General features: G+C 50.4%; 3 protein-coding genes. All 3 read right to left on the bottom strand.

Annotation, left to right across the window (positions count from 1 at the left end; all coding sequences use genetic code 11):
* Nucleotides 1–1,329 (bottom strand): DUF6443 domain-containing protein (locus ABD852_RS03245; RefSeq protein WP_345026584.1); only part of this gene is annotated, 1,329 nt, incomplete at its 3' end.
* Between the two features lie 104 nt (nt 1,330–1,433).
* Nucleotides 1,434–2,174, bottom strand: a complete 741-nt coding sequence (locus tag ABD852_RS03250; protein ID WP_345026585.1) for a hypothetical protein — start codon at nt 2,172–2,174, stop codon at nt 1,434–1,436.
* A 23-nt stretch (nt 2,175–2,197) separates the two neighbouring features.
* Nucleotides 2,198–3,619 (bottom strand): DNRLRE domain-containing protein (locus tag ABD852_RS03255; protein ID WP_345026586.1); only part of this gene is annotated, 1,422 nt, incomplete at its 5' end.

The raw sequence follows: 3,619 nt of genomic DNA on the forward strand, positions 1-3,619 counted from the left end.
ATAGGTCTTTTCAACCGAGTTGACCCCCTTGTCGGTCTGCTGGTAAATGATCTTTTTTTCAAGTTGCCCATCGTAACGAAGAACCGAAGCAGACCTTTCCCTAAATCCGCCCAGGTCATAAAGCTGTTTTACTTCCTGGATGACCTGGAGGCGGTCGTTGTAGTAAACTGCGCTGTAAAGAAAATTTGTGGTTAGGGAGCTGTCCGGGTTGATGACCAGGGTGGCAGTACCGGTCTGCATGCCCGTCACGTTGGAACGCATTGTGCTCGGGTAACCGATGGCCACGTTGTTATTGAAAGTCGGCAATTCAGCGGGATAGGTGTCGTAGAAGATTTTGGTCAAGGCATTTTCAACAGCCCCCGCTTTTATTCCCGTTTCAATCAGGCGGTTCAGCGCGTCATATTTGTAATAAGTGGTCTTTTTGTTTGCGTCTAGGCTGGTGTATAGCAGATCACGGTCATTGTAAGTTAACTCGGTAGTTCCGGCGCCGGGGACCTTTTTCTTGATCAACAGCCCCCTGTCGTTGTATTCGTAGTAGAAATAACGTTCGGCAGAGGCATTGTCCTGGTAGGTGGGCTGGAGCACAAACCGTATGCGGTCCAGGTCGTCGTATACAAAGTAGGTATCCAGGTTGCTGCTGTTGTTGGTTTTGTCCACATACGCCCGCTTGAGGATTACCAACCCTTGTTTGTCCTTGTACTCCCGGCTCCTGTCCCCGTTTTCGTCTTTGGTTTCCACATAGCTGAGTTGGTTAGCGGCATAGTAGGAGGACTGGTTCAAGGTGTTGCCCGACACGGTATAGAGCTTTACGTCATTACTGCCGTTCACCCCGTAGAGGAACTCAACGGCCTTGTCGGTCCCGCCGGCATATTGTTTGGTGACCCTGTTCAGGGGCGAGGCCTCGTATTCGGTCAGGGCATATCCCCGGCTGTTGGCTTCTGTAAAGTCGGCTGAATTGTAGTAGCTGTTTGCTGCTGTGGGCGCTGTGCTCTGGTAGGCTGCGTTCCCGCTGCTGTGCGGGTAAGGCAGGTAGACCTTTGAGACCCTTCCGTAGGCATCATACTCGGTATGGGTAACCAGATCGGCGGGTTTTCCGCCGGTAAAAACGGGGCTGGTGTAGGCGGAAACCTGCTGCAGGGGCCTGCCCAGTCCGTCGAAATAGGCTACATCCTGAAAAGCCACATTAATGTCCCCGCTTGGGGTGGTCGTGGCGGTTTTGTAAGTTTGGGTAAGGATGTAATTTTGGTCGGGGCTTTGGGCAAAAAGTACAACAGGAGCCATTGCTGCCGCCAACAACAACCTTGTCAGCTTCTTTTTCAGGATTAACATACCAGTAGGATTCAAACGTTTTGGGGCATTGCCGACCGGGTATAGGGGCAATCGGTTTTAGGAGCTGAACCCTTATGGACCCAGCTCCCTTTTTGATGTTCTATTTAATTGTCTTCGGGAACGTAGCTTAAATCAAGACTCCCCAGAGAGGTAGCAAAGGTGATTTTGAGCGATTTCTCAGTAAGTTCTCGAATTTTAATATAGTCGCTTTCGAACTTTGGGTTATCACCTCTGTACCAGTACTGGATCCGGTTTTCGATCTTCGGATCCCATTTCCATTTATACTTCATTGTAGACGGTTGGGAGACTTCCTTTGTCGAATAGGACTCGTCCAGGTAGGTGCCCGATTCAGAGAATGTCACATATGATTTGTAAACGTAAACGAGAGAATCTTTGCCACCTTCAATCGGTAGAAGGCGCCACCTGCGACAGATAAGCTTGGTCCGGTTTTCTTTTTGGAGCTCCTTGGTCTTGTCCGCATCTACCGTGATGTCCCCTTCATTGGTAGAAAGCACGAACCCGGCCTGCTCTCCGTTGGCTTCAAAATCCCTGACCTCTCCCAGGTTATTGAGTGATATGGTCCTGGCGTTTGTGACTTTGTACGAGTCAGAAATCGCCGAATCGCCTTTCTCGATCACAAACCGGCGGTTATCCAGGAATTCAAGAGTCGTTATTTGCCCGTTTGTGCGGGCGCTCGCCTGGCGGAAGGTCCATTCACCGATAATTTCTTTCTTTAGTTTTTCTACTTTGTGGCTCTGGTCATTGGCCGTTCCATCGGCTTTACAGGAAAGGCAAAACAGCGACAGGCAAAACAGGGCGGATGGGAAATAACTTGTTTTTTTCATTGGGATTATTGAGTTCATTAGAATTATTGAGGATAAACTCCGACACCTGAACACATGGTATAAACTATTTGAAGCTTCGGGCGCTTATTTGCATTGGCTGCTTCGCTGGAAGAGAAGAGTAGCGTCCGGTGCGTTACTTCATTTTGTAGTGTAAGCGCAAATCCGTACCGTTGAGAAGCAGGTTTGGCGACCATATCTTTTACGAGTTGTTTTACATCCAGGCTGACATTATAATTCCATTTTTCTGATGAGGTACCGATACTCACCCTATTGGTACTTATAATGCTGGGCTGGTTGTTCCATGTCACGGTATTTTCCTGCCATGGGGAAGTGATTTGACTTATCCAGGAGTCGAATTCTCTGTTTAACTCGGTGGAGTTACCCATGGTGTTTAAAGCTTGCGACTGATCCACTCCATACAGGTTTAAAGTTGCCGAAAGTATATTAGCGCCCGCCGGGATGTTAGCAAGCTCGGAAAAATTCAGGAAGGACCGCATAATGCCATTCACTCCTGTATAAGTCCAGGCGCTGGCGCAAATCTCGGTTAATGAACCATAATTGGTGTTTTCAGACCCGGAGAGGGACATAACCCGGGCGTCGACCGCGTCGGTCATGACGATGGTCTTCTCCTCGCAAGGATCTGATAAGGTAAAGGTCAGTGTTTTTTCAGCCAAGAGTGTGGTGCCATGGTAAACTTTGCCGGTGAGGGTGTAGTTACCGGCTGCGGGGGTTCCGCCGCCGTCCCTACCGAAAATGCCGTAGGGCGGGTTGCCGGCTCCGGTTATGTTTTCGTTGAAGCCGACATTGGTAAAGCCAGGGCCGTTCAGGTAGAAATACACCTGGTTGTAATTGTTCCCACCAGGGGTGTTGCTGATCGTGCCATTGGCAATGTCTATGAAATAGTTCATCTGACTGCCACTCAAAGAGCTGATCTGGATGGTCTCCCCGTTCACGATGTCCTTTACCTTTGAACGGACACCTGCTGTGCCGGCCTTCCAGAGCGAAAAGGTAAGTGAAATCGGTGTGTTGGGTACCACGGTAACGCTTACGTTACTGGTTTTATCGGAGCAACCGGATTTGGAGGCGGTGACCGTGTAAGTATAGGTGCCCGCCGTGGACGGTGCGGTAACCTGCTTGTTTGTTCCGCTGCCGGAGATGCCATTGCCGCTCCAGGCATAGGTTACACCCGAACAGTCAGCTCCGTTGCAGGCAGCAGTAAGGGTAAAGGTTGAACCGACTTGTTGAGAAGAAGTAGGCCCGGAAGCCGACGGGGTAAAGTTACAATTGCCGGTCCGGCAGTCCTCGGTCGCAAAACAGCTGGCTTGCGCATACCCTACCGCTTCCAGCCAGTGACGGGGTTTGAATGTCCCACCGGAGCCCTGGCTGGTAGTGGCATACAGGGTTGACCCGCAGAAGTGCGCGTACACCTGCTCGCTCTGAAAAGT

The organism is Ravibacter arvi (genome assembly GCF_039540405.1).
Classification (GTDB): Bacteria; Bacteroidota; Bacteroidia; order Cytophagales; family Spirosomataceae; genus Ravibacter; species Ravibacter arvi.

Coding starts and splice junctions, on each gene's coding strand:
- ABD852_RS03250 (WP_345026585.1), bottom strand. CDS start 2,174: ATGAAAAAAACAAGTTATTTCCCATCCGCCCTGTTTTGCCTGTCGCTG.